The 23,542-nt window shown below is 45.6% G+C and carries 19 protein-coding genes; 10 read left to right on the top strand and 9 right to left on the bottom strand.

Going from position 1 to position 23,542, the window contains the following annotated elements; genetic code table 11:
* Positions 1–46: 46 nt before the first annotated feature.
* The 3 genes from lolC to lolE are packed head-to-tail and all read left to right on the top strand — an operon-like array spanning position 47 to position 3,179.
* Positions 47–1,255, top strand: coding sequence for a lipoprotein-releasing ABC transporter permease subunit LolC (gene lolC, locus ACQEXT_RS01695; protein WP_331426599.1), 1,209 nt, complete (start codon positions 47–49; stop codon positions 1,253–1,255).
* Positions 1,248–1,934, top strand: a complete 687-nt coding sequence (gene lolD / locus ACQEXT_RS01690; RefSeq protein WP_331417302.1) for a lipoprotein-releasing ABC transporter ATP-binding protein LolD — start codon at positions 1,248–1,250, stop codon at positions 1,932–1,934. Before lolC ends, lolD begins: the two co-directional genes overlap by 8 nt.
* Positions 1,935–3,179, top strand: a complete 1,245-nt coding sequence (gene lolE, locus ACQEXT_RS01685) for a lipoprotein-releasing ABC transporter permease subunit LolE (RefSeq protein ID WP_426950348.1) — start codon at positions 1,935–1,937, stop codon at positions 3,177–3,179.
* A gap of 109 nt (positions 3,180–3,288) precedes the next feature.
* Here lolE and ACQEXT_RS01680 read toward each other — a convergent pair whose 3' ends face one another.
* Complete coding sequence (locus tag ACQEXT_RS01680) at positions 3,289–3,819, bottom strand: DUF2062 domain-containing protein (RefSeq protein WP_138973319.1); 531 nt, start codon at positions 3,817–3,819, stop codon at positions 3,289–3,291.
* 8 nt (positions 3,820–3,827) lie between these two features.
* On the opposite strand from ACQEXT_RS01680, the gene ACQEXT_RS01675 reads away from it, so the two are divergent.
* Genes ACQEXT_RS01675 through kdsB form a run of 5 tightly spaced genes read left to right on the top strand, consistent with a single transcriptional unit; the run spans position 3,828 to position 9,775 of the window.
* Entirely contained in the window at positions 3,828–6,068 is a 2,241-nt protein-coding gene (locus tag ACQEXT_RS01675) for a DNA internalization-related competence protein ComEC/Rec2 (protein WP_426950347.1), read from the top strand.
* Between the two features lie 33 nt (positions 6,069–6,101).
* Positions 6,102–7,850 (top strand): lipid A ABC transporter ATP-binding protein/permease MsbA, encoded by a 1,749-nt coding sequence (gene msbA, locus ACQEXT_RS01670; protein ID WP_426950346.1) that lies wholly within the window; start codon positions 6,102–6,104, stop codon positions 7,848–7,850.
* A gap of 2 nt (positions 7,851–7,852) precedes the next feature.
* Positions 7,853–8,863: a tetraacyldisaccharide 4'-kinase gene (gene lpxK / locus ACQEXT_RS01665; protein WP_426950345.1), complete on the top strand. Its 1,011-nt coding sequence runs from the start codon at positions 7,853–7,855 to the stop codon at positions 8,861–8,863.
* Positions 8,844–9,023 (top strand): Trm112 family protein, encoded by a 180-nt coding sequence (locus tag ACQEXT_RS01660; protein WP_138973315.1) that lies wholly within the window; start codon positions 8,844–8,846, stop codon positions 9,021–9,023. Before lpxK ends, ACQEXT_RS01660 begins: the two co-directional genes overlap by 20 nt.
* On the top strand, positions 9,023–9,775 hold the full coding sequence (gene kdsB / locus ACQEXT_RS01655; RefSeq protein WP_426950344.1) for a 3-deoxy-manno-octulosonate cytidylyltransferase: 753 nt from the start codon (positions 9,023–9,025) through the stop codon (positions 9,773–9,775). Before ACQEXT_RS01660 ends, kdsB begins: the two co-directional genes overlap by 1 nt.
* Positions 9,776–9,806: 31 nt before the next feature.
* On the opposite strand, the gene ACQEXT_RS01650 is transcribed toward kdsB, so the two are convergent.
* The 3 genes from ACQEXT_RS01650 to ACQEXT_RS01640 all read right to left on the bottom strand — a co-directional run bounded on the left by ACQEXT_RS01650 (position 9,807) and on the right by ACQEXT_RS01640 (position 14,674).
* Positions 9,807–11,345, bottom strand: a complete 1,539-nt coding sequence (locus tag ACQEXT_RS01650; RefSeq protein ID WP_138973313.1) for a SpoVR family protein — start codon at positions 11,343–11,345, stop codon at positions 9,807–9,809.
* Positions 11,346–11,354: 9 nt separating this feature from the next.
* Entirely contained in the window at positions 11,355–12,626 is a 1,272-nt protein-coding gene (locus tag ACQEXT_RS01645) for a YeaH/YhbH family protein (RefSeq protein WP_331417077.1), read from the bottom strand.
* Between the two features lie 113 nt (positions 12,627–12,739).
* Positions 12,740–14,674: a PrkA family serine protein kinase gene (locus ACQEXT_RS01640; protein WP_138973311.1), complete on the bottom strand. Its 1,935-nt coding sequence runs from the start codon at positions 14,672–14,674 to the stop codon at positions 12,740–12,742.
* Between the two features lie 361 nt (positions 14,675–15,035).
* Between ACQEXT_RS01640 and ACQEXT_RS01635 the strand changes: the two genes are divergently transcribed.
* The gene (locus ACQEXT_RS01635) at positions 15,036–15,791 is read left to right on the top strand and encodes a MipA/OmpV family protein (RefSeq protein ID WP_426950343.1); all 756 of its coding nucleotides are present in this window, start codon (positions 15,036–15,038) and stop codon (positions 15,789–15,791) included.
* 56 nt (positions 15,792–15,847) lie between these two features.
* Here ACQEXT_RS01635 and ACQEXT_RS01630 read toward each other — a convergent pair whose 3' ends face one another.
* From ACQEXT_RS01630 to pflA, 3 genes are all read right to left on the bottom strand, one after another.
* Positions 15,848–16,348, bottom strand: coding sequence for a YfbU family protein (locus tag ACQEXT_RS01630; protein WP_138973310.1), 501 nt, complete (start codon positions 16,346–16,348; stop codon positions 15,848–15,850).
* Between the two features lie 122 nt (positions 16,349–16,470).
* On the bottom strand, positions 16,471–17,139 hold the full coding sequence (locus ACQEXT_RS01625; protein WP_426950341.1) for an energy-coupling factor ABC transporter permease: 669 nt from the start codon (positions 17,137–17,139) through the stop codon (positions 16,471–16,473).
* A 70-nt stretch (positions 17,140–17,209) separates the two neighbouring features.
* Entirely contained in the window at positions 17,210–17,950 is a 741-nt protein-coding gene (gene pflA / locus ACQEXT_RS01620; RefSeq protein WP_138973308.1) for a pyruvate formate lyase 1-activating protein, read from the bottom strand.
* Between the two features lie 225 nt (positions 17,951–18,175).
* On the opposite strand from pflA, the gene ACQEXT_RS01615 reads away from it, so the two are divergent.
* Positions 18,176–20,056, top strand: coding sequence for a methyl-accepting chemotaxis protein (locus ACQEXT_RS01615; RefSeq protein ID WP_426950340.1), 1,881 nt, complete (start codon positions 18,176–18,178; stop codon positions 20,054–20,056).
* A gap of 6 nt (positions 20,057–20,062) precedes the next feature.
* Here the strand turns inward: ACQEXT_RS01615 and ACQEXT_RS01610 are convergent, their stop codons facing one another.
* The gene (locus ACQEXT_RS01610) at positions 20,063–21,070 is read right to left on the bottom strand and encodes a lipid A deacylase LpxR family protein (protein WP_426950339.1); all 1,008 of its coding nucleotides are present in this window, start codon (positions 21,068–21,070) and stop codon (positions 20,063–20,065) included.
* Positions 21,071–21,249: 179 nt separating this feature from the next.
* Positions 21,250–23,526, bottom strand: coding sequence for a formate C-acetyltransferase (pflB, locus tag ACQEXT_RS01605; RefSeq protein ID WP_269375944.1), 2,277 nt, complete (start codon positions 23,524–23,526; stop codon positions 21,250–21,252).
* Positions 23,527–23,542 lie beyond the last annotated feature (16 nt).

The following is a 23,542-nucleotide window of genomic DNA, read 5'->3' as shown; positions in this document are numbered from 1 at the left end:
TAAACGACAATTACTAGGTCCCTAGACTCTAACTTTGGTTTCTACTATGTTTCATCCAGTCTCTACCTTTATCGGGTTACGCTATCTGCGCGGGCGATCCGGTGACAGGTTTAGTCGATTTGTCTCCTATATGTCGACCGCAGGCATCACTATTGGTGTGATGTCTTTGGTTACCGTTTTATCGGTAATGAATGGCTTCGAAGCCCAGCTGAAAGGGCGCATTTTAGGTGTGTTGCCACAAGCGATAGTCTCGCAAACGGCTGGCGCGACGGAGTACAGCTCGACGCCGCCAGAATTTGTCTCCAAGCTCTCCGATGCAGGGCACCCAGAACCAATAGTAAAAAGTGAAGCGGTGATACAAAGTGTCAGTCAATTGAGCGCTGGGTTACTGATAGGCATTAAACCCTCTGAACATGATCCGATCGAACAGCACCTTATTGCGGGGCGACTAGCCAATTTGCAAGCGGGGAAATATCAGCTGTTCATTGGACACACATTAGCGAGATCTTTGGACGTGACGATCGGCGATAAGGTGCGCCTAATGGTGACAAGTGCCAGTCAGTTTACGCCTCTTGGACGTATACCTAGTCAGAGATTGTTTACTGTCGCAGGCATCTATAACACAGGCTCGGACGTTGATGGCCAGTTGATGCTGACCCACATCCAAGACGCGGGTAAGTTAATGCGTCTAAATGACGATGCTATGACAGGTTGGCGTTTGTTTTTTAATGACCCTTTTGTGGTCGCAGATATAGCAGAACAGCCAATGCCTCAAGGTTGGAAGTGGCAGGATTGGCGAGACCAACGCGGTGAGCTATTCCAAGCAGTTCGCATGGAAAAAAACATGATGGGCTTGATGTTGGGACTGATCATAGGCGTCGCGGCATTCAATATTATTTCTGCCTTGATTATGGTGGTGATGGAAAAACAGGCGGAAGTGGCAATCCTTAAAACCCAGGGTATGACTGACCGTCAGGTGCTCGCCATTTTTATGGTTCAAGGTGCAAGTAGTGGTGTGATTGGTGCTTTGATCGGTGGGGCGTTTGGTATCGCTCTGGCCAGTAATCTCAACCAGATCCTTGATAGCGCAGGAGTGGCTCTTTTCTCTATTGGAGGGGAGTTGCCCATATTAATTAATCCGACTCAAATTGTCGTTGTTGTGGTGTTGGCCATCGCGCTAAGCCTTGCTGCAACCTTGTTTCCTTCCTACCGCGCATCTTCTGTAAAACCAGCTGAGGCTTTAAGATATGAGTAACCTTCTCAAGTGCCACAATGTGTGTAAAACCTATCATGAGGGAGCGTTTGATACTCAAGTATTAAAGGGTGTCAGCTTTGAATTAGCGAGAGGAGAGCTAGCTTCAATTATCGGTACGTCCGGTTCGGGTAAGAGTACTCTGTTACACATTCTTGGTGCGCTCGACGATGCGACACAAGGGCACGTTACCTTTCTCGACCATGATCTCGCTACGCTTAGCTCCAACCACCAAGCCAAACTGCGCAATCAGCACTTAGGATTTGTGTATCAGTTTCATCATTTGTTGTCTGATTTTAGTGCGATTGAAAATGTTGCGATGCCTTTATTGATTGGTGGCGTAAAAGTCAGCCAAGCAAAACTGGCTGCTAAAGCATTGCTTGATAAAGTTGGCTTGAGTCACCGATTAGAGCATCGTCCCGCTGAACTGTCAGGAGGCGAGCGCCAACGCGTAGCGATTGCTCGTGCCCTGGTGAACAGCCCTGCGTTGGTGTTGGCTGATGAGCCGACTGGCAACTTGGATCATTCGACGGCGCTAGCAATTTACGATTTGATGCGCGAATTGAATCAAGAATCAGAGACGGCTTTCCTAGTCGTCACTCATGATGGTGAACTTGCGGCCAAAATGGATCGCCAGCTACACATGCAAGATGGCCTGCTACTCAATCTAGAGGGGGTCTAAGTGTTTTCATCATTATCGTTATTTATCGGTGGGAGATTCAGTCGAGCCAAACAGCGAAATAAAATGGTTTCTTTTATTTCACTGTCCTCGACCATTGGTATCGCTGTCGGAGTCGCCGTTATTATCATTGGCCTTTCGGCGATGAATGGTTTTGAACGAGAGCTCAATAACCGGGTCTTGTCGGTGATCTCACATGGTGAATTCGAAGGGGTAAAAGGCCCGCTAAGTAATTGGCACAATGTGGTCACCCAAGCTGAAAAACATCCAAAAATTGAAGCTGCCGCTCCTTACGTTAAGCTGACTGCTCTTGCCGAGAAAGGAACGCAACTAAAGGCGATAGAGGTCCGAGGGATTGACCCTCAACAAGAGAGTAAAGTCTCCAATCTCAATGCGTTTATCGATGCCCAAGTTTGGCAAGCATTCAAGCCTAACCAGCAACAGGTAATTTTAGGTCAAGGTGTCGCGGACTCGTTGCAAGTCAAACAAGGCGATTATCTGACGCTAATGATCCCCACAAGCGGTGTGACAACGAAGGTTCAGGCTCCAAAGCGTGTGCGCGTTAAGGTCGCTGGACTGTTAAAGTTAAATGGTCAAATCGATCACAATTTGGCATTGATCCCACTCGAAGATGCACAGGCGTACGCCAAATTGGGTGACGGCGTTAGTGGTGTTTCAGTCCGTGTCACCGATGTATTGCAAGCAACGCAAATTGTAAGAGAAGCAGGCAATACCTTAGATGTGTATGTTTATCTGCGCAGTTGGCAACAGAAATATGGTTTCTTGTATCGAGACATTCAACTGGTCAGAACCATCATGTATTTGGTGATGGTGTTGGTCATTGGTGTTGCCAGCTTTAATATCGTCTCTACATTAATGATGGCGGTTAAAGATCGTGCTGCTGAGATCGCTATTTTGCGTACCATGGGGGCAAGCGATGGTCTGGTTAAACGTATATTTGTCTGGCAAGGTGTCTTTTCTGGTGTTCTCGGCAGTGTGGCTGGTAGTGCCATTGGTGTTCTAGTTGCGCTTAATTTGACGCCAATGATTACGGCGTTGGAGGCGTTGATTGGCCATCAATTCTTGTCTGGTGATATCTACTTTGTCGACTTTCTTCCTTCACAGGTCAATGTCTCAGATGTGGCATTGGTGTCGTTGACGGCGGTCGTGCTGAGTTTGCTGGCGACTTGGTATCCAGCCTCTCGAGCGAGTAAGCTTAATCCTGCGGCGGTACTGAGCTCAAAGTAACGCTCAATCAAAACAATAAAAAAGGACCTACTGGTCCTTTTTTTTATTCCATTCGACATCTCAATTACATGTCTGGCAAATCTGTCCTGCGCAATTACACATCGCAAGTTTACTTCTTCAACAAGCCACTTATTCTGATTTTTCGTTTTTGCCAGCTGCGTACAACCGAATAACGCCAAAGGGCTTTGATGCCAAAGTAGCCGGCCATTGCTGAGGCTATACCACAGATCATGCAGCCTAGTAGGAATGGAGGGCCAATAGTGGTCATCTGGTGGAGAATAAACTCCCAAGAAAGCTCAAAATGAAAGTCTTGAGGTGGGACGTGCATTACCCACGCGCCAATCTTATACGCGAAGTAGAACAGAACGGGCATGGTTACAGGGTTACTGACCCAAACGAGTGCAACAGAGAGGGGTAAGTTCACGCCACACATGATCGCGAGACCTGCTGACATGATCATCTGACTTGGCAGAGGAACAAACGCCATAAATAACCCTACTGCAAAGGCACCGGCGGCTGAACGACGGTTAAGACACCATAGGTTAGGGTTGTAAAGCACGTTGCCAAAAATCTTTAGTGCCTTTTGACGCTTAATTACTTCGTGGTCAGGCATAAAGCGTTTAATAAATTTTCTTGGCATAGGGGAATATGACTCTCTACTTAAATTATTGGACGCTAATTTCGTTCTCTTTGTTAATCACGACTAGCCCTTACTGGTTCAGCATGCCCAGTTGGCATTATCTGCTGCTTCCTCTGGCTGTGTTGCTTGCTTCCTTCAAGTATAGAAAAGCCAGATATTGTTCAGGAATAGCCTTAGCGTGTGTCGTCATCCTATTGCACGGCAACTTACTGCGATATCAAACAGAGATGCTTTTTCAAGCAGGTCAGGATATTACCATAATTGCTGATGTTGACAGCCTTTTTAAACCAATAAACTACGGCTTTCAAGGCATAGTTATAGTTAGATCAATCAATGGCCAAGCTTTGACCAGTTTAGCGTGCCCGAAAGTGAGGTTAAAGGGGCCGATCAAGCTAAAACCGAGAGATGTGATTTCAGCCAGTGTAAAAGTGAGTGCAATTTATGGACTGATGAACTCAGTTGGGTTTGATGCTGAGAAATACGCGCTTGAGCAATCGATAGTGGCGTCACTGTCGATAAACAGTAAGCGCAGCTACTATGCCATCACCCGTGAATCACTAAGAACTCGGCTGCTAGACAAAGTCAGGCGCCATCTAGCTAGCCGCGAATTTAGAGGCATGATCTTAGCCGTGATCTTTGGTGTACGTGATGAGATTTCTGCTCAAACCTGGCAGCAACTTAAACAAAGTGGTTTAAGTCACCTGATTTCAATCTCTGGCCTTCATATCGCGATTGTATTTACTTTTGGTTGGTCACTTGGGCTGGTAGCGATGCGAGTGAGCGCTGCGTTACGCTGGACCCCGGTTTTTTTGGGGTTGCTGCTTGCATGGTGCTACGCGTGGTTAGCGGGTTTCTCTATTCCCACTCAACGTGCTTGGTTGATGTGCTGTTTAGTGAGTGTGACGCACTATCGAGCGGGTAGTTTGCCCAGCAGTTATCGTTGGCTTCTTGTATTCGCTTTTCTGGTCGCGATGGAACCATTCTCAGTGTTAAGTCGGAGCTTGTGGATGTCTATGTATGCTGTCGCCATTATCATGCTAAATCGTTCTCTGATAAGGGAGAAGCTAAGCTGGCTCGAGGGTTTATTGAGACTCCAGTTGCTGCTTGTCATTGCTATGGCACCATTAGTGGTTTACCTATATCAGGGACTCAGTATTGGTTCGGTGATTTATAACCTGTTGTTTGTGCCTTGGTTTAGTTTTGTCGTGATGCCTTTGGCCTTTCTCGCTTTGCTAGGCTCGTTGTTGGCAGATAGCACGTCATGGCTATGGTGGGCAGTCGATGGCAGCCTTTTCCCTGTGAGTTGGATGATTGCTAACGCTCATTGGGGATGGCTGGACCTATCAAATACACAGCTAAAGTGGATAATGGTGACGGTGGTGGTAGCGCCTGTGATCATTCTAGTAAGGCGGCGAAACCGTCTGCTAGTATTCGGTGTTATTACCTTGGGTGTCACCGATTGGTCGCCAGCGCCAACATGGAAGTTGACCGCTTTGGATGTTGGCCACGGGCTAGCTATTGTGGTGCAACAAGGGCAGAGTGTGCTTATTTACGATACGGGAGCGGCCTGGAACAACTCAAGTTTTGCCGAGCAAATTGTCTCTCCTCATATCAGGTATAGTGGTATTGAGAACGTCGATTTTTTGATTCTCAGCCATTTCGATAATGACCATGCTGGTGGTTGGATGGAAATACAAGGTTCTTGGCAACCGGAAAACCTCATCAGTAGTCAACGACTTGCTGCTGGACAAGAATGCATCGCTGGGAACAAGTGGCAATGGCAAGAGATCGAAATTGAAGCACTGTGGCCGCCAAAGAGTGTCGAGCGTGCCTTTAATGCTCACTCTTGTGTAGTGAGGCTGACGCATACAATACAAGGGCAAAGTGTGCTGCTTACGGGGGATATTGTTTCGGTAACCGAATGGTTGTTGCTACGTCAGGTCGACAATCTTAACGCGGATATTATTGTTGTCCCTCATCATGGCAGCATTACCTCTTCGACTTTGCCGTTTATCAATGCGGTGTCAGCGGACATAGCGATTGCCTCTGTCGGCAAAAAGGGACGGTGGAATTTGCCTAGTCAGCAAGTTGTCCACCGATATGAAAATGCAGGCGCAACATGGCTAGATACCGCCAATGATGGTCAAATTACGGTCGAATTTTATCCAAATCACACCCAGACAAGCGCACTTAGGTGGTTGAAAGGGGGGACTTGGTATAGGCAGATGCTGCGTAAGGGAGTAGAATAACCGCAATATTGTAAAAGAAAAATAAGCATTTCTATGTCTCTGAATCAAGACGAAACTACTTGGCAAACCTTTAAACGCTTGTGGACTTATATTCGCCAATACAAGGCAGGTCTAGCGGTTGCCGTTGTCGCATTGGTCATTAATGCGGTTGCTGATACTTACATGGTCTCTCTGCTTAAACCCCTTCTAGATGAAGGTTTTGGTAACGCAGAATCTAATTTCTTACGCATATTGCCACTGATCATTTTTGGCATGATGGTGATACGCGGTCTAAGTGGCTTTGTCTCGACCTACTGCCTGAGCTGGGTTTCTGGCAATGTGGTGATGGAGATGAGACGTGCGATCTTCAATCAGTTTATGCACATGCCCGTGACCTACTTTGATAAAGAGTCGGCTGGTGGTCTTCTTTCTCGAATTACCTACGACTCTGAACAAGTAGCCGGTGCAACTAGCCGTGCATTGGTCAGTATTGTTCGTGAAGGTGCGAGTATTATTGGTCTCTTGGTACTGATGTTCTGGAACAGTTGGCAGTTGTCACTGGTGCTATTTGTTGTTGCTCCGCTGGTGGCTTGGGGTATTGGTGTCGTTTCGAAGCGTTTCCGTAAGATCTCAAAGAATATGCAGGATGCAATGGGACATGTCACTTCGTCAGCTGAACAGATGCTCAAAGGTCACAAAGTCGTATTGAGCTATGGTGGTCAGAAAATCGAAAGCGAGCGCTTTGATGCTGTAAGTAATCAGATGCGCCAGCAGTCGATGAAGTTAGTCGCCGCTCAAGCCATCGCGAACCCAGTGATACAGCTTATCGCTTCAATTGCACTTGTTGTTGTCCTGTTTCTTGCAAGTGTCGAATCTATTCGCTCTGACCTGACTCCAGGCACATTTACCGTAGTCTTTTCTGCTATGTTTGGTCTGATGCGTCCTCTCAAAGCACTGACAAACGTAACGTCTGAATTTCAACGTGGTATGGCAGCCAGCCAGACCTTATTTGCATTAATGGATCTTGAAACCGAGCAAGATAATGGCAAATATCAGGTTGAGCGTGCCCGCGGTGATATTGAAGTGAAGGAAGTCACCTTTACTTACGAAGGCAAAGAAAAACCTGCGTTAGTCGATGTCAGCTTTAAAATTCCTCGAGGAAAAACGGTCGCCTTGGTCGGTCGTTCAGGTTCAGGCAAGAGTACTATCGCAAGCCTGTTTACCCGTTTCTACGATGTTGACTCTGGTAGCATCTGCCTCGATGAGCATGATATTCGTGATTATCAACTTAGTAATCTGCGTTCACACTTCGCGTTAGTTTCGCAAAACGTACACCTGTTTAACGACACTATTGCCAATAACATCGCCTATGCGGCAACAGAGAAATACAGCCGTGAACAGATAGAGCACGCAGCCAAATTGGCTTATGCGATGGACTTTATTGACAAAATGGATGATGGCTTAGATACGGTTATTGGTGAAAATGGTGCCAGCCTATCGGGTGGTCAACGTCAGCGTATCGCGATCGCCCGAGCATTGTTACGTGATGCGCCAGTACTGATTCTAGATGAGGCAACGTCAGCGTTGGATACCGAGTCTGAGAAGGCTATCCAGTCTGCGCTTGATGAACTGCAAAAAGATAAAACGGTATTGGTTATCGCCCACCGACTGTCTACGATCGAAAGCGCAGATGAAATTCTCGTTGTTGATGAAGGTGAGATTGTTGAACGTGGTAGTCATCAAGACTTAATCGAGAAAAACGGTGCTTACGCGCAACTGCATCGTATTCAGTTTGGTGCGTAATCTTGATTGAGAAAATCTGGTTCGAAAACCACCCCGTCAAATATCTCCTATGGCCACTTTTGTGGCCATTAAGCCAGTTGTTTGGGGTTATAAGCCGTTCCCGTCGCATCAAATATCAGTCTAATGTTAAACCAAGCTACCGAGCTCCTGTGCCTGTGGTCGTGGTTGGCAACATTACGGCAGGGGGAAATGGTAAAACTCCGGTCGTGATTTGGTTGGTGGAACAACTACAAGCGTTAGGTTATAAGCCAGGTGTGGTTTCTCGTGGCTATGGTGCAAAAGCGCCCTCATACCCATTGGTTGTTGGCGATGATACCCCAACTCAACATTGTGGTGATGAGCCGAAGTTGATTTCTAAGCGAACCGGAGCGCCGGTTGCCGTCTCCCCCAAACGCAGTGAAGCGGTAAACGCCTTGCTTCCTATGGGTGTCGATATCATCATTACTGATGATGGTTTGCAGCATTACGCTCTTGAGAGAGACATTGAAATCGTGGTAGTGGATGGCGTTAGGCGATTTGGCAATGAGTCACTACTGCCTTTGGGGCCATTAAGAGAATCCGTCGCACGTTTGGCTGAAGTCGACCTCATCATCACGAATGGTGGTAAAGCGTTACAAGGCGAAGCGGCCATGACGCTTAAACCAGACCAAGTGATAAACTTAAAAACGGGTCAACGAGCGAATATTTCTACTATTCGAGAGCAGTTAGTCGCAATGGCAGGAATCGGTCATCCACCAAGGTTTTTTAAGACGTTAGAAAGTTTAGGAGCAAAGCCTACCTACCAACTGGGTTTTGCTGACCATAAAGATTTTGAACCGTCAGAATTAGAGCAACTTGCCAATAAAGGCAAACATCTGATTATGACGGAGAAAGATGCAGTAAAATGCGCGAGCTACGCGAAAGATAATTGGTGGTATCTGCCCGTTAGCGCAGTGTTTAGTCCAAGTGATGAAGCGCGTATTTTAAATATGATTAAAGAGGTTAAGGAAAAATATGGATCACCGTCTGCTTGAGATTGTTGCCTGTCCGGTATGTAAAGGTAAGCTTGCGTTCGATAAGGAAAAGCAAGAGTTAGTGTGTAAACTGGATCGTTTAGCCTATCCGATCAAAGAGGGAATCCCTGTGCTTCTTGAACCAGAAGCACGCAATATCTCAATGGACGAGGGCAGATAATGTCATTTACGGTTGTTATCCCAGCACGTTATCAATCGACGCGCCTGCCAGGTAAACCTCTGGCAGACATTGGCGGTAAGCCGATGATTCAATGGGTGTATGAGCAAGCGATCCAAGCTGGTGCAGATAAGGTGATTGTCGCGACAGACGATAGCCGCGTTGAGCACGTTGTTAAAGCGTTTGGTGGTGAAGTATGCATGACTTCGCCAGACCATGAATCGGGTACAGAGCGTCTTGCTGAAGTCGTTGAAAAAATGGCAATTCCTGACGATCACATTATTGTCAATGTTCAGGGTGATGAGCCATTAATCCCACCAAGTATTATCGCTCAAGTTGCACGCAACTTAGCCAGTAGTGAAGCACCAATGGCGACGCTAGCGGTAGAAATCGACCATGAGTCGGAAGTGTTCAATCCAAACGCGGTAAAAGTGGTGACGGATAAAGACGGGTATGCGATGTACTTTAGCCGTGCAACGATTCCATGGGATCGTGACAATTTTGCTAATGACTCAAAGAGTATCGCGCAACCTTTAATGCGTCATATTGGTATCTATGCTTACCGTGCTGGATTTATCAATACTTACATCAATTGGCAACCTACCGTGCTTGAGAAAATTGAGTGTTTAGAGCAGCTACGAGTGCTTTGGTATGGTGAAAAAATCCATGTGGAAGTTGCTAAAGACGCGCCATCTGCGGGTGTAGATACACCAGAAGATCTTGAAGTGGTGAGAAAAATCATCGCTAACCGATAAAAGAAAAGGCCCGAGGGGCCTTTTTTAACATCTATATTTTCGCGTCATAATCATTTCGTTTTGGACAAGCGCCTAGTATCTCTCTGCGACCACTGTCTTTTAGTTCCTCCAGTCTGACGTCAAATCCCCACAAACGGTACAAGTGTTTTAACACTTCCTCATAGCTGTCATCTAAAGGGATACGATCGTGTGGAACGTATTGTAGAGTGAGTGAACGATCGCCACGAACATCTACGTTAAATACCTGAATATTGGGTTCCAGGTTAGACAGATTGTACTGAGCGGCGAGCTTTTCTCTTATGGCTTGATAACCACTGTCATTATGAATGGCGCTCACCTCGATATAATTTTTTCGGTCATCATCGACGATGGCAAAAAGCTTAAAGTCGCGCATCAACTTTGGTGAAAGATACTGACTAATAAAGCTTTCATCTTTAAAGTTTTTCATCGCAAAGTGAACCGCTTCTAGCCAATCTGTTCCGGCAAGATCTGGGAACCACTCGCGATCTTCATCGGTCGGCTCTTCGCAAATTCTACGGATGTCGCGGAACATAGCGAATCCGAGTGCGTAGGGGTTAATACCACTGAAATAGGGGCTATTGTATGGCGGTTGTGCGACGACACCGGTATGACTATGCAAGAACTCAAGAATAAAACGGTCGGTGACTAATCCTTCGTCATAGAGATGATTGAGGATCGTATAGTGCCAAAATGTTGCCCACCCTTCATTCATCACTTGGGTTTGTTTCTGTGGGTAGAAGTACTGACTGATCTTACGCACAATGCGCACGATTTCACGTTGCCACGACTCAAGGAGTGGCGCGTGTTTCTCTATGAAGTACAGGATGTTTTCCTGAGGCTCAGAGGGGAAACGCGCCTTTTCGTTGTCAGGTTCTACCTTTGATTTAGGAACGGTACGCCACAAGTCGTTGACTTGAGATTGTAGGTAGGCTTCGCGCTCTTCTTGGCGAGACTTCTCTTCCGCGATGGAAATTTTCTCAGGGCGCTTGTAGCGGTCAACACCGAAGTTCATCAGCGCATGACAGGAATCCAACAGCGCTTCGACTTCCTTAACTCCATATTTTTGCTCACACTCAGCGATGTAGTTCTTAGCGAACAACAGATAATCGATGATAGAACTTGCGTCCGTCCAAGTCTGGAATAAGTAATTTCCTTTGAAAAACGAGTTGTGACCATAGCAGGCGTGTGCCATGACCAAAGCCTGCATAGTGACGGTATTTTCTTCCATCAAATAGGCGATACAGGGGTTTGAATTAATGACGATTTCGTAAGCAAGGCCCATTTGGCCATGTTTATAGCCTTGCTCGGTTTGAATAAATTTCTTACCAAATGACCAGTGATTATAGTTGATGGGCATACCAATGCTTGAGTAGGCATCCATCATCTGTTCTGAAGTGATCACTTCGATCTGGTTAGGGTAGGCGTCAAGCTTGTAGTGGTCAGCCACTCGCTTAATTTCAACATGGTATTGCTCAAGCAAATCGAACGTCCAGTCTGGACCGTCCGGCAATGCTTTGCTTTTCGTTGGCTTTTTAGTTTTTGTTGTCATACGGCCTCCCTAAGCAGTCTCTTTTCTGAAAAGCTCTCTAAACACTGGGAAAATGTCCTCTACGCTGCGAATATTTTTCATCGCAAAGTTAGGGAAGCTCCCTTCGAGTTTTTCGTACTCATGCCACAAGGTTTGATGTGAACGACGAGTAATTTCGATATAAGAATAATACTGGCAGTGTGGCAGTAAATGTTTGGTCAGTAGTTCGCGACAACGCGGTGAGTCATCGGCCCAATTATCACCGTCTGAAGCCTGCGCAGCATAGATATTCCATTCACCAACAGGGTAGCGTTCAGCGACAATTTCATTCATCAGTTTTAATGCACTTGAAACAATGGTTCCCCCGGTTTCTTGGGAATAGAAAAACTCATGTTCGTCGACCTCTTTAGCCTGAGTATGATGGCGTATAAACACCACATCGACGTTTTCATATGTGCGCGTTAAAAAGAGATAGAGCAAGACATAAAAACGTTTCGCGATGTCTTTCGTCGCTTGGTCCATTGAGCCGGACACGTCCATCAGGCAGAACATCACAGCCTGACTTGAAGGAATAGGGCGGCGTTCGTAGTTTTTAAAGCGTAAGTCGAAGGTATCGATGAAGGGCACAGTTTCAATTCGACGACGCAGATCTTTGATTTCGTTCTGTATACGCTGTTCTTCGAGCATCTGAGCTGGCTCAGACATTTTTACGCGGTCGAGCTCTTCCTCTAACTCACGTAGCATCCTTTTTTTGCCTGCTGTCATGGCGGTGCGTCGCGCGAGAGATTGCTGTAGAGATTTGACCACCGCGATATTGGCGGGAACCCCAGCCGTTTGATAACCGGCACGGTGGGTTTTCCATTCTGTGATTTTATTAATCTGATTTTTTTCTAAGTTTGGCAGTTCAAGATCTTCAAATAGGATGTCTAAGTATTCATCTTTAGAAATCTGGAAAACAAAATCATCTTGGCCTTCGCCGTCCGCGCTGGCATCACCCTCTCCGGAACCGCCCCCTTGTCCACCCCCTTTAGGGCGTTCAATTTTGTCCCCGGTGATAAATTGGTCATTACCCGGATGCACGCGTTCTTTTAGGCCGCCTTTGCCTTGATGAAATACAGGCTCTTTGATGTCCTTGTGCGGAATAGCGACATCTTCACCAGTTTCGGTGTTGGTGATTGAACGGCGATTTACTGCATCCGCCACAGACTCTTTAATCTGATCTTTATGGCGGCGCAAAAAGCGCTGGCGGTTTACAGCACTTTTATTTTTGCCGTTCAGTCGTCGGTCAATAAATTGCGCCATGAGTCACCCCTTATCTCATACAAGCCCTGCAACGAGGGCTGGATCAATCTTGCACCTTACACCTGCCAGAATAAAATAGACTGGCAGGTGAAGTACGGGCTAAAACACTGCTGCTATGATGATTTACGTACGCGTAGATACCATTCAGATAGCAAGCGAACTTGCTTCTCTGTGTAGCCCTTTTCCATCATACGGGCGACAAAATCATCGTGTTTCTTCTGATCATCAGAAGAGGTTTTAGTGTTAAAGGAGATAACTGGTAACAGTTCCTCGGTATTAGAGAACATTTTTTTCTCAATCACAGTGCGAAGTTTTTCGTAACTCGTCCAAACTGGATTGGTACCGTTATTGTTTGCTCGTGCACGAAGCACGAAGTTAACGATTTCATTTCGGAAATCTTTTGGATTACTAATGCCGGCTGTTTTCTCGATTTTTTCTAGCTCATTGTTCAATGCTGATCGATCAAATAATTGCCCTGTCTCTGGATCGCGATACTCTTGGTCTTGAATCCAGAAATCGGCGTAAGTGACATATCGATCGAAGATGTTTTGTCCGTATTCGGAGTAAGACTCTAAGTAAGCGGTCTGAATCTCTTTACCGATAAACTCGACGTAACGTGGCACTAGATAACCTTTTAAGAACTCGAGGTATCGCTCTGCCGTCTCTTGAGGGAACTGTTCACGCTCGATCTGTTGCTCGATTACATAGAAGAGGTGAACGGGGTTTGCCGCCACTTCGGTCTGATCGAAGTTAAAGACGCGCGATAGAATTTTAAAGGCGAAACGGGTTGAAAGACCTGACATGCCTTCATCGACACCTGCGAAATCGCGGTATTCTTGGTAACTTTTCGCTTTTGGATCGGTGTCTTTAAGAGTTTCACCATCATAAACGCGCATCTTAGAGAAGATGGACGAGTTTTCAGGCTCTTTTAGACGCGACAGAATACTGAATTGGGATAGCAGTTCGAGAGTACTCGGTGAACAAGGCGCTTTCGACAACTCAGAGTGATCGAGAAGTTTTTGGTAAATCTTGACCTCTTCCGATACACGCAGACAGTAAGGCACTTTAACGATGTAAACACGGTCAAGGAATGCTTCATTGTTTTTGTTATTACGGAATGTTTGCCACTCGGATTCGTTTGAGTGAGCGAGTATCATGCCGTCAAATGGTAATGCGGAAAGCCCCTCGGTACCGTTGTAGTTTCCTTCTTGAGTCGCGGTTAAAAGAGGGTGTAGCACCTTGATTGGTGCTTTGAACATCTCGACAAATTCCATCAGGCCTTGGTTAGCACGACACAGTGCACCTGAGTAGCTATAAGCATCAGGGTCATCTTGAGAGAAGTGCTCTAACTGGCGGATATCGACTTTACCCACCAAAGATGAAATATCTTGGTTGTTTTCGTCGCCAGGTTCGGTTTTCGCGATGGCGCGCTGATCTAAAATCGACGGTCTCACTTTAACCACTTTGAACTTAGAAATGTCGCCGCCAAATTCGTGCAAACGCTTCGCTGCCCAAGGTGACATAATCGAGCGGACATAACGCTTCTCAATGCCATACTCTTGTTTAAGTAATTCGCCATCCTCGGTGACATCGAATAAACAGAACGGATGGTCATTGACAGGGCTGCGCACACCGTTAGCGGAAAGTACGTAAATCGGCATTTGCTGCATTAATGATTTTAGTTTTTCGGCCAGTGATGATTTACCACCACCTACAGGACCGAGTAAGTACAAAATCTGTTTACGTTCTTCCAAGCCTTGAGCAGCATGTTTTAGGTAGGAAACGATTTGCTCAATGGCATCTTCCATACCGTAGAAATCTTTAAAGGTCTCGTAACGTGAAATGACCCTATTCGAGAAAATACGACTGAGTTGAGGATTCTGCGCAGTATCAATGACTTGTGGCTCACCGATGGCCATCAATAATCGTTCTGCTGCATTGGCGTAAGCACTTTTATCGTCTTTGCAAAGGCTTAGAAAGTCTTGTAGCGATAGTTCCTCATCCTTGGAGGCTTCGTAGCGTGCTTGGAAATGGTCGAAAATACTCATGGTGAATTCCCCTCTGAACCTGTCAAACCTGACAATAAACCCGCATAGAAAAGCAAATCCTTTCTTTATTAATCCTAGTTGGTTTTTAGAATTTTGCTTAAAAAATATGTGTTTAATTGCAATTTGTGACCACAGGCTAGTTGTCAGACCACTAATCAGCTAATGTTGATAAATTAACTATTTAGCAAGGAAATAAATGATGCGCGTAATGTTTGGCGGGTAAATTTATCTCCGAATGACAATCAAGCTCTCTTTTATTTATACGTCGCCTGATGACTTTTTGCTCACAAAGGTTGTTATTGGGATGGTATTCTATATAATTTGATTCCAATTTGTTTTATCAATATAAAGTTTGACTACTATGCAAAAAACAACGTGGCTAAAAAGCTTTTGTATCATTGTTGCAATAACCACTTTACCTGCCGAGGCAAAGATTTCTCAGTGGTCATTGGGAGTCGCCGCTTCTTACTCTCCCGCTGTCTACAAAGATACACCGTCAAACCAGACGGTGATTCCACTTATTGGTTACGAAGGAGAGCACCTTTTTTTACGTGGATTTACCGCTGGCTATCGACTGTTCCCAGTAGGTTCGCCTCACAATATTGTGTTCCGCGCTGCGTATGACCCGAGAACGCTCAAGCCAGAAGATTCAAATGATCCCAACATCAGGCTAGTGGATGAACGAAAAGCGACAGTGTTAGGTGGTGTAAGCTATCAAGCGATAACGCTTATCGGTATGTTTGAAGCGACCGTGGGAAGTGATATCGCAAATAGACACAATGGAGTCTACGCCGAAACGGCTTGGCGATTACCGATCCGAAGAGGGGGCTGGGGAATCACCCCTTCGCTTGGTTATGCATACAACAGTAGTCGTCTCAATAATCACCTGTACGGCGTGAGTTCTGCTGAGGCTACGCGATCAGGATTGACGGAATTTGATGCAGATTGGGATGGACAGATATTTATCGGCGCGAGTGGTTACTTTCATCTTACACCGAGTATTCGAATCTCTGGCGGTGTACGTTACACCAATATAGAGGGGGACATAGAGGGTAGTCCATTGATAGAGAGCGGAGTCACTACCTCTGCGAATATTGGGGTTGCCTACGTGTTCTAAGGGGTATCTCAATCACATGTAGAAAGGGCCGTTGCTTAGCAACGGCCCTTTTTAAATCAAGCGTTAAAGATTTGCTTTAGTTCATTTGCACACAAGTGGTACTGACGAGGGCAGTTGCGCCAGGTGTTTAGCATTCGACGGTATTTGTCCAGCATAGGCATTTGCGCGTTAAAATGATGTTCTCCCTTGCTGAACTGAGGGTATAGCCCTTCAGAATCAACTAGGAAGCGAACGTAGTTAACCAACTGTGCTTCCGATGCTGCATCAAAACCTAAGAAAGTTAGACGACGCTGGTCAACAAGCTTTTGCTCATCTTCAGAGAGCATTTTGTTTGATTCTTGCATCGCATGGTACATTTCCATGATGTCGATAATTTCGCGACACTCTGCGTCAACCAAACAGCCAAAGTCCTTATTGAGTTCGCGCATTTGTAGCTCGTATCCACGTTCCACTATCGTTTGCAAACGTTGATATTTAGCTGCGTTTTCAGGATCCATTTGTGACATCAAATAGTACTGATTCGATAGGATCAAACGTTGAGCGTTGGTCATTTCCATGGTGGCCTCACTAAAATAATCTAATACATTTTTAATGTGCTTAGGTTATCTGTTCCAGATTAACTGAAACATGATCTCAACACATATTTAATATCAAAAGTACAAAGATTGAGTAAGATTTTTTACTTGTCTTGGTGATAGTGATTATAGATATAGTCTCTATCCGAGAAGACGCGCAATAGTTCTGGTTTGAAAACCGTCAACATCGTCACAGTCATCCCATTAAGTAGACCTTCAGGAAAAGCGAGCAGAGGGGTAAACACGAGGTAGTTATCGTAAATCGTGCCCCAATCATAGTCAGTTACTGCAAGCAGATAATAGGCATTGATGAGTAGATGGGCTGTGCCAGTCACGCATCCATTGAGAAAGCCAGCGATAAAGATAAACACAAAAATGTTACGCGGGAGGAAACGGTAACTAGCCAGAAATAATAGATAGCTAATAAGAATTGGAAGTAAACAAGACAACAGTATGAACTGTGGTAGCTGGTAAAAGGATAGTTCGCCAAACAGCGCCATTAATGCACAAACGACCATAGAGATTGCGTAGGCACTGCGCCAGCCATACATTAGAGTCAGAACGGTCAGTCCGAGAAAATGAATAGAGAGACCTTCTTTTATTCCTGCGTCGGCAGACCAAAGAAGGTAAAAAGCAAACACAACGCCGAACGTGACGTGCTGAAAGGTTCGTTCGCTAGTTAGCTTCGGCACTAATACTTGCACGACATCTCTCCAGACAAAAAAGCAGGAAAACAGTACTAGCGAAAGAGCAAACAGTTGATTCAGCGCCACGGAAACCTCAAAAAAAAATACCAACCATATGTAAGGTTGGTATTTTTTACGAATTTCTTAACGAGTGGTATCAGTATTTAACGTTTGAGTGATACTGCTCAAGGATTGATACTATCTTGTCCATCGTCTCTTTTGAAGGAGGGTTAGTTCCTTCCAACGGGTATTCAATACCAAGGGCTTCCCATTTATGAGCGCCAAGTTTGTGATACGGCAGTAACTCAACCTTTTCGATGTTGTCCATATCTTTAATGAAATCGCCCAGCATATGTGCGGCTTCTTCGTCATCGGTATAACCAGGAACCACTACATAGCGAATCCACGTTTTCTGTCCAATTTTATGCAGGTAGCGGGCAAAATCTAATGTACGTTTGTTAGATACGCCGATGAAGTCATGATGGATTTCATCTTTCATATGCTTAAGGTCAAGCATAACCAAGTCAGTCGCATCCAACACTTCATCAATAACTTCAGTATGTTTGCGGATATAACCATTGGTATCGAGACAAGTGTGGATACCCTCTGCTTTGGCAGCGCGGAAGAAATCTCGCACGAATTCAGGTTGTAGCATGGCTTCGCCACCTGAACAGGTCACACCACCGCCGGAAGCATTCATAAAGTGTCGGTATGACTTCGCCTCGTTGATGATCTCCTCAACGGTCACTTCTTTACCGTCGTGAGTATCCCAAGTGTCGCGGTTGTGACAGTACATACAACGCATTAAGCAACCTTGCAGAAAAACGATAAAACGAATTCCTGGTCCATCTACTGTTCCGCAAGATTCAAAAGAATGAATACGACCGATTGTTGACATGAGCTCATCTCGTATTAGTAATTTGGCCGTTATTTTATTACAAATGGTAGGGATAAAATAGGTTTTCCGAACCTAGCTAACAAGAAAAGCTGAAATAAGAAAAAAACCGTTTCTTTGCTAAGATTTATGTTATAAAAATGTTATTGGTAACAATTAAATCAATAACAACTAATAACAACAGTCAGGCAAAGTATTTTACATCTGTTTGATGTTAAGGGATTTTATATGGATATGCTTGCACTCTCTCAAAAACAGAAAGTCACACTGTTTTTGATTGTTTTAACGATCGGATTCGCTTTTCTAGCCTTTTTTACTTCAGAAAGATTGTCGAAAATGAAGAGTCAATATCAAAGCAGTGCAGATATTGGTTCGGGGTCTCTGGCCATTTATCAGACCCAAAGTCGTATTCTTACGCTTGGTGGAACACTGGATAGCATGACGGGTGACAAGGTTGCAACGACCAAGACCCGTATTGAAGATATCGTTATGGCAATCAGCGATAACGCCAAGTTCCTCAAACAAGTTGGGCTGGTATCACAAGGTGATGAATTAACCCAAAGTGTCATGGACTTTAAAAGTGCCGTTACGCCTTGGTTAACATTGAAGCAAGAGTTGGGATTCAATATTGACGAAGGCAAGCTGGGGCAGATGAAGCAGACTGCGACCATCATCGAACAAAAAATCGCAGAAACCGGCATGGTGACGCTTAACTCTGATTTTCAGGCGATGGTAAAAGCGCAACAAAACTACTTATTGCAACCCTCTGAAGATAATTTGAAATTGTTCAATCGAGCAATGGCGAGCTTCGAAAGCATGTCCAATGTTTACGCGATGCTTGATCTTTATGAAAAAGAAATTGAACAGTACAAACAGGCTTTTGTGAGAGTGAGTGAGTTATCTCAACAGCTTGGCTCGGTTGAGAAGCAGCTTGATGCTGCAAAAGCCAAAATGACACGTTTGATTGGTGAGATTACCAATGAGCTGGGCGGCATTGGTGCTCGTTATCAAAACGTAGCAGAAACGACGTCGACACAAACCTTGTGGTCTATTTTGGTTGCGTGTGTTGTGTTAGCGATCTTTACCATTGCAATTTTTGCCATGCAGAGTGCGTCTATGTCACGCTCATTGAATCGTACCAAAGAGATACTCAATAGCGTTTCTAAGGGCGACTTTTCCCAGCGAATGATTCTTTCCAAGAACCCCAACGATGAATTTAATCAGTTAGCATCAAGCATCAACCAGAGCTGTACGAATTTGGGTGAACTGGTTTCAGGCGTTCAAAGCAGCAGTTTGGCGCTATCGGGCAACGCTGCTGAACTTAATCAAGGATTAGACCTGCTTGCGCATCACCAGTCTGAGGTGCTCGGTCAGACTCAATTGCTGGCTTCGGCGACTGAAGAGGTGAGCGTGACCACCCAAGAAGTCTCCAACTCACTTGAGTTTGTTGCGGATATTAGCCGATCTTCAACCGATGCAGCGGAAGAAGGCGCTAAGGTTATCAGCGCTGCGATAGGTTCGATTGAAGAAGTAGGTGCCATAATGACGGCGGCTGCCGGACACATTCAGCAGTTGGAAGAGGCGTCAGCAAAAGTTGACTCAGTGATGGATATCATCAATGGCATTGCCGAACAAACCAATCTACTGGCGCTTAATGCGGCGATTGAGGCTGCGAGGGCAGGGGAACAAGGGCGAGGGTTTGCCGTTGTTGCGGATGAGGTGCGTAGTCTGGCTGTGCGAACGGTTGATGCGGTCTCTGAAATTTCAGGCACCATTGACACGATGAAGAAAGAGAGTGCGGAAGTGATTCAATACATAGGTCAGTCTGAATCCTCAATGATCGCAGGTCGTGAGCGAGGTCAGGAAGCCATGAACGCACTGAAAATGATCACTGACAAAACCAACGAGGCGTCGCATCAAACGGAAGTTATTTTTGCTTCAATTAGAGAGTTGGCCACAACCAGTCAGTCGATGGCGGATAACATGACGCAAATCTCAGCGGCGATGAAAGAGCTTGAACAAAATAACGATCAGCTAAGAAAAGTCAGTGGGGTTGTTGAAGAGCGATCAGGCAGCCTCAATCAAGACTGCCTCAAGTTTACGATCTAATCGCGTTTAGAAGAACGCGTAGAGTGATAGGGCGCCGGTTCCGTATATCGATTCCGGCGCCTCTTTGTAATCGGGAGTTTTCGCGGTTGCAGTTAAGCTCGCGCCGAAACTTTGGTTATACCAAGCGAAGCCTGCGACTGCTGTTGCTTGATTGTTTTCCAGTGTAACGTCGTAGATACTCGGATTCTGACCGTTTTTAACCGCGTATTCAGTCACACCTGAACGCTCGCCTTCAATCGTAATGTCATTGAATCGGTAGCGTGCTTCGATACCAGTGAAGACAAACCAGCCACCCTGTGAACCACCAATCATACCGGCACGGAATGGGTTCTCGTTGTCAATGTTTGCCGCCCCCATGTTTCCGCCTAAATCTGAGCCCCAACGGAACATAAATCCTGTGGAAACATCACTGCGGAAGTTACCTGCATTGACTTCAGAGACATTGGAAATTTCGAAGTCTGTATTGGCAATTGCGCGCTGACGCCATAAGTTGAAGTGCGACAGATACCCAACGCTACCAACGAATTTATCGTCAACCTGATATGTCCAACCTCTTGGTTGATCTGAGCCGGTGATGCCGTGAACGATATCTTGTGCTTGATCGGCCAGAGAGCTCTCGCCAGTGGTACCGAGTGTGAGGTTAAAACGCTGAGCTTGTTGAGGGTGCAAACTAATATAGTTGAACTCAGTGTGCAGAAATCCTGCGTACGGTCGGTCATTGACCATAGGCGCTGTCGCTTCAATATCCGAAGGCGTGTACATCTTATGACCAAGGGTGAATTCAAACTTGTCGAGTGAAGCACCGCCCCAGAAAGAGAGACTCAAAGGGCTGAAGATAGGATAAGGCGTAATGCCCCCTGTCGTGTAGCTCAGAAACAGACCGTTGGTGTAGTCTTGGTCGACACCGAAGATACCATCGTTGTCGATAGAGAATGAAAGGGTCGATCTGTCTGAGGCGATACTACTTGCAGAAGCCAGTAGCAGAGGCAGTAAAATTATGCGGTTTAACTTCATGTGTCTGTGCTTAACTCAATTAGATGTCTGATAATACAAGATTAATCGATACAAATGTTAGCAATTAACATACCAGAGAGATGAACTGTGCACCGTATCGCTGATTTATCGGTGATAAATTGACAGAAAAAATAAAGCCCCGCTATTTAGCGGGGCTTCGTCAATCATTTAGCTGAGAATTATAGAGACTCAGTAAATGTACGTGCGATTACGTCTTGTTGCTGCTCTGTAGTTAGAGAGTTGAAACGTACAGCGTAACCAGATACACGGATTGTCAACTGAGGGTATTTCTCAGGGTGCTTAACTGCGTCTTCTAGAGTTTCACGGTTAAGTACGTTCACGTTTAGGTGCTGACCGCCTTCGATGCCTGCTTCATGGTGGAAGTAACCATCCATTAGACCGGCTAGGTTAGCACGTTGTGATGCTTCTTCTTTACCTAGTGCGTTTGGCACGATAGAGAAGGTGTAAGAGATACCGTCTTTTGCGTGAGCAAATGGTAGTTTACCTACAGATGTTAGAGACGCTACCGCACCTTTCTCATCACGACCGTGCATTGGGTTTGCACCTGGAGCAAATGGAGCACCTGCGCGACGACCATCTGGAGTGTTACCCGTCTTCTTACCGTATACCACGTTTGAAGTGATAGTCAGGATAGACTGAGTTGGGATTGCATCACGGTAAGTCTTAAGCTTACGGATCTTGTTCATGAACACTTCTACTAGTTCACAAGCAATGTCATCTACGCGAGCATCGTTGTTACCAAATTTAGGGTAGTCGCCTTCGATTTCGAAGTCGATTGCTACGCCATCTTCATCACGGATAGGTTTAACTTTCGCGTGTTTAATTGCAGATAGTGAGTCAGCTGCAACAGATAGACCAGCGATACCACAAGCCATAGTACGACGAACGTCACGGTCATGTAGAGCCATTAGTGCAGCTTCGTAGCTGTACTTGTCGTGCATGAAGTGGATAGAGTTCAGTGCAGTCACGTACTGCTTAGCTAGCCAATCCATGAAGTGGTCAAGTTTGCCCCATACGTCGTCGAAGTCTAGAACTTCGTCAGTGATCTTAGGCATTGCTGGACCAACTTGGATCTTCAGCTTCTCATCCACACCACCGTTGATTACGTATAGTAGTGTCTTAGCAAGGTTTGCACGAGCACCGAAGAACTGCATGTGTTTACCAATGATCATTGGTGATACACAACATGCGATAGCGTAGTCATCAGATTCGAAATCTGGACGCATTAGATCGTCGTTTTCGTACTGGATAGAAGAAGTGTCGATAGAAACTTTCGCACAGAACTTCTTGAAGCCATCAGGTAGTTTCTCAGACCAAAGTACAGTGATGTTTGGCTCTGGAGAAGGACCCATAGTGTATAGAGAGTTTAGGAAACGGAAGTTAGTACGTGTAACTAGTGTACGACCGTCAAGACCCATACCACCCATAGACTCAGTAGCCCAGATTGGGTCGCCAGAGAATAGGTCATCGTACTCAGGAGTACGTAGGAAACGAACCATACGTAGCTTCATTACGAAGTGGTCGATCATTTCCTGAGCTTCAACTTCAGTGATCTTACCTTCAGCGATGTCACGCTCGATGTAGATGTCTAGGAACGTAGAAGTACGACCCAGAGACATAGCAGCACCGTTTTGTGATTTAACTGCAGCTAGGTAACCGAAGTAAGTCCACTGGATAGCTTCTTGAGCTGTTTCAGCAGGACGAGAAATGTCGAAACCGTATTTCTCAGCCATCACTTTCATTTGGCCAAGTGCACGGTGCTGCTCAGCGATCTCTTCGCGAAGCTGCATTGTCATTTGAAGATCTTCGCCGTTCTCAAAACGCTCTTGTAGAGACTTGAATTGAGCCAGTTTGTCCTTCATTAAGTAGTCGATACCGTATAGAGCAACACGACGGTAGTCACCGATGATACGACCACGACCGTAAGCATCAGGCAGACCAGTTAGAACACCTGACTTACGACAAGCTAGGATGTCTGGAGTGTAGATATCAAATACACCAGCGTTGTGTGTTTTACGGTACTCAGTGTAGATTTTAGAGATTGCTGGATCTAGCTCGCGGTCGTACGCTTTGCAAGAACCTTCAACCATACGGATACCACCGTTAGGGATGATAGCACGCTTAAGAGGGGCATCAGTTTGAAGACCAACGATAGTTTCTAGGTCTTTCTCGATGTAGCCTGCATCGTGAGCAGTGATGGTAGAGATAAGGTCAGTATCGAAATCAACAGGTGCGTGAGTTGAGTTCTCAATCTTGATACCTTCCATTACCTTAGCCCAAAGCTTGTTTGTTGCTTCAGTACCTTCAGAAACTAGGAAAGATTCGTCGCCTTCATACGGTGCGTAGTTCTTTTGAATAAAATCGCGAACGTTTACTTCGTTTTGCCAATCACCTGCAGCAAAACCTTCCCAAGCTTTAGCAAATTGCTCTGCCATGACATACCTACCTTTT

Source organism: Vibrio sp. TRT 29B02 (assembly GCF_050113655.1).
GTDB lineage: Bacteria > Pseudomonadota > Gammaproteobacteria > Enterobacterales > Vibrionaceae > Vibrio.
This window is presented reverse-complemented; position numbering and strand designations above follow the sequence as displayed.

Bases quoted from the DNA above. Each gene is read 5' to 3' on its own strand.
- lolC (WP_331426599.1), top strand. From the start codon at position 47: ATGTTTCATCCAGTCTCTACCTTTATCGGGTTACGCTATCTGCGCGGG.
- lolD (WP_331417302.1), top strand. From the start codon at position 1,248: ATGAGTAACCTTCTCAAGTGCCACAATGTGTGTAAAACCTATCATGAG.
- ACQEXT_RS01680 (WP_138973319.1), bottom strand. From the start codon at position 3,819: ATGCCAAGAAAATTTATTAAACGCTTTATGCCTGACCACGAAGTAATT.
- ACQEXT_RS01675 (WP_426950347.1), top strand. From the start codon at position 3,828: ATGACTCTCTACTTAAATTATTGGACGCTAATTTCGTTCTCTTTGTTA.
- msbA (WP_426950346.1), top strand. From the start codon at position 6,102: ATGTCTCTGAATCAAGACGAAACTACTTGGCAAACCTTTAAACGCTTG.
- ACQEXT_RS01660 (WP_138973315.1), top strand. From the start codon at position 8,844: ATGGATCACCGTCTGCTTGAGATTGTTGCCTGTCCGGTATGTAAAGGT.
- kdsB (WP_426950344.1), top strand. From the start codon at position 9,023: ATGTCATTTACGGTTGTTATCCCAGCACGTTATCAATCGACGCGCCTG.
- ACQEXT_RS01650 (WP_138973313.1), bottom strand. From the start codon at position 11,345: ATGACAACAAAAACTAAAAAGCCAACGAAAAGCAAAGCATTGCCGGAC.
- ACQEXT_RS01645 (WP_331417077.1), bottom strand. From the start codon at position 12,626: ATGGCGCAATTTATTGACCGACGACTGAACGGCAAAAATAAAAGTGCT.
- ACQEXT_RS01640 (WP_138973311.1), bottom strand. From the start codon at position 14,674: ATGAGTATTTTCGACCATTTCCAAGCACGCTACGAAGCCTCCAAGGAT.
- ACQEXT_RS01635 (WP_426950343.1), top strand. From the start codon at position 15,036: ATGCAAAAAACAACGTGGCTAAAAAGCTTTTGTATCATTGTTGCAATA.
- ACQEXT_RS01630 (WP_138973310.1), bottom strand. From the start codon at position 16,348: ATGGAAATGACCAACGCTCAACGTTTGATCCTATCGAATCAGTACTAT.
- pflA (WP_138973308.1), bottom strand. From the start codon at position 17,950: ATGTCAACAATCGGTCGTATTCATTCTTTTGAATCTTGCGGAACAGTA.
- ACQEXT_RS01615 (WP_426950340.1), top strand. From the start codon at position 18,176: ATGGATATGCTTGCACTCTCTCAAAAACAGAAAGTCACACTGTTTTTG.
- ACQEXT_RS01610 (WP_426950339.1), bottom strand. From the start codon at position 21,070: ATGAAGTTAAACCGCATAATTTTACTGCCTCTGCTACTGGCTTCTGCA.
- pflB (WP_269375944.1), bottom strand. From the start codon at position 23,526: ATGGCAGAGCAATTTGCTAAAGCTTGGGAAGGTTTTGCTGCAGGTGAT.